The sequence below is a fragment of the Protofrankia sp. CiT1 genome (assembly GCF_917627335.1).
Taxonomy (GTDB): domain Bacteria; phylum Actinomycetota; class Actinomycetes; order Frankiales; family Frankiaceae; genus Protofrankia.
Genome location: NZ_CAKJTP010000157.1, coordinates 1 through 2447, shown reverse-complemented (window position 1 = coordinate 2447; position 2447 = coordinate 1). Strand labels below are relative to the sequence as shown.

General features: G+C 69.9%; 1 protein-coding gene. It reads left to right on the top strand.

The window, feature by feature from the left end; genetic code table 11:
• Positions 1 to 31 precede the first annotated feature (31 nt).
• A partial coding sequence (locus tag MJ785_RS18240; protein WP_239381952.1) for a lantibiotic dehydratase occupies positions 32 to 2447 on the top strand: 2416 nt, incomplete at its 3' end.

Here is a 2447-nt window from a genome sequence, read left to right as displayed (position 1 = left end):
GCCGGCGACCGCAGTGTGAGACGGAGGTGTGATGGTCGACGTGGACGTACCGCTGTACCGCCATGGTGGCGGTGCGATGCTGCGGGCGGCGGTCCTTCCGCTGTCCCAGCAGCCGGAGGACTGGCCGACGTTGTCCGATCCGGACTCGTGCCGGTCGTGGCTGCGCGCCGTATGGGCACTGTCCGGGTTTGCCGACGCGATCCGCTACGCAAGCGGGTCGTTCGCCGCTCAGGTCGAGTCTGTTCTCGACAACCAGGCGGCGGGCGGCAAACAGGTTCGACGGGTGACCTCGGCAGTCGTCCGCTATCTGCTGCGTTCCCTGGGACGGCCGACTCCGTTCGGCTTGTTCGCCGGTGTCGCCGGTATCCATATCGGCGAGGGTGTACGTGCGCGCTGGGGAGCGAGCCACCGGCTGGTCCTGCGGGCGGACACGCTGTGGTTGGACGACGTTGTCGAGCGGCTGGAGATGCTGCCCGACCTGCTTGCTCGCCTGGACGTCGTGGTCTGCGACCTGTTGGTCGAACGCGGCGACCGGATCGAGATGCCTCGCGGCCCGGGACGGGTGACGGTGCGTAACACGGCGGTGATGCGTCTCATCCGTGATCTGGCGGCCAAGCCGATCCCGTTCCACCTTCTGCTTGACCAGGTCGCGCTCGCGTTTCCTGCCGCCCCTGCCACGGCCGTCCGCCGTGTGCTCGGTGACCTGGTCGCCCAGGGCATCCTCATCACGGATCTTCGTGCGCCTATGACCGTGGCTGACCCGCTGGCGCATGTGATCGCGGCGGTCGAGCAGGCCATGGCCGGCGACGGCGAGGCGACAGCCGCCATGCTGGGCGATCTCCGCGCCACCCAGCAGCTGATCCGGACGCACAACAACGACCACGCCGAGCCGGGCACGCAGGCACGGCTACGGGAGGAGGCATCGGAACGGATGCGGCGGCTGTCGCCGGCCGGCCGGACACCGCTGGCCGGGGACCTGCACCTCGACTGCGACATCGCTGTCCCCGCCGACCTCGCCGACGAGATGGCCCAAGCGGTGGGTGCCTTGCTGCGCCTCACGCGCCAGCCGCGTCCGGACCAGGGGTGGAACGACTGGTGCCGCGAGTTCTGGGACCGCTACGGCACAGGAGCACTCGTCCCCGTCCTGGACGCGGTGCATCCCGATACGGGCATCGGCTGGCCGGCTGGCTTCCCGGGCAGCATGCTGGCCGAACCCGAGGACACGGTCAGCCACCGTGACCAGGAGCTGCTGCGCCTGGCCTGGGACACGGTCACCGCCGGACATCACGAACTCGTGCTTACCGACTCCCTTATCGCCGCGATCACGGCGGACAGGCCGGTGAATCCACGCTGGATTCCGCCACACGTCGAGCTGGGAGCCCGTGTCCACGCAGCCAGCGTCGAGGCTCTGGCGGCGGGGGACTACACGTTCGGCGTTCATCCCGCGTGGGCGTTCGGCACGCTCACCTGCCGGTTCGGCTCAGCCGTGGGCCACGCCGGCCTGGACACTGTCTTCGCCGCAGCGCCGGCGGCTGTCGAGGGCGCGCTGCCGGTCCAGCTGTCGTTCCCGCCGCTGTTTCCGCACTCGGAGAACGTCTCCCGGGTTCCCCGCTGGCTGCCCCAGGTGCTGCCGGTCGGTGAGCACCGGGCTGACGAATCGACCGTGATCCGCCTGGATGATCTCGGGATCGTCGCGGTGGCCGACGGGCTGCACCTGGTCGGCATCTCGCGGCGCCAGGTCGTCGAACCGCAGGTCTTCCACGCGCTCGCCCTGCGCAAGCAGGCACCGCCGCTGGCACGGTTCCTCGCCACGTTGACCCGTGGCTTTCTCGCCCGTTTCACCGAGTTCGACTGGGGACCGCTGGCCGCCTGCCTGCCCTACACGCCTCGGGTGCGTTACCGGCGCGCGGTCCTGTCACCCGCGACATGGCGGATCAGCATCGCGGACCACGCGGCGCTACGCGCCGATGGTCACTCCTGGGAGCAGGCATTCGCCCGGTGGCGGCAGCGAGGGGCCTGCCCAGACATCGTGGAGCTCCATGACGACCACCGGTCACTGCGCCTGGATCTCACCGTGGACGCGCATCTGGCGATCCTTCGCGAGCACCTGGACAAACACGGCCGCGCGACGCTGACCGAGACCGACTCCGTCGAGGACACGGGATGGATCGGCGGCCACGTCCACGAGGTTGTCCTACCGTTCCTCCGGGCGGTGCCGGCGGCGCCGAATCTCGTCACCGGCGCCCTGCCGCTCGTGACCAACGCGAATGCCGCGCACCGGCCGGCCTCGCCGCACGGCTCCTGGCTCTACGCGCAGATCTTCACCCATCCCGAACGTCTCGACGACCTCCTCCGCACGCACCTGCCCCGGCTTCTTTCCCTGCTCGACGGAGACCGGTCGTACTGGTTCGCCCGCTACCGCAGCGTCCGTGAGACCGACCATCTGC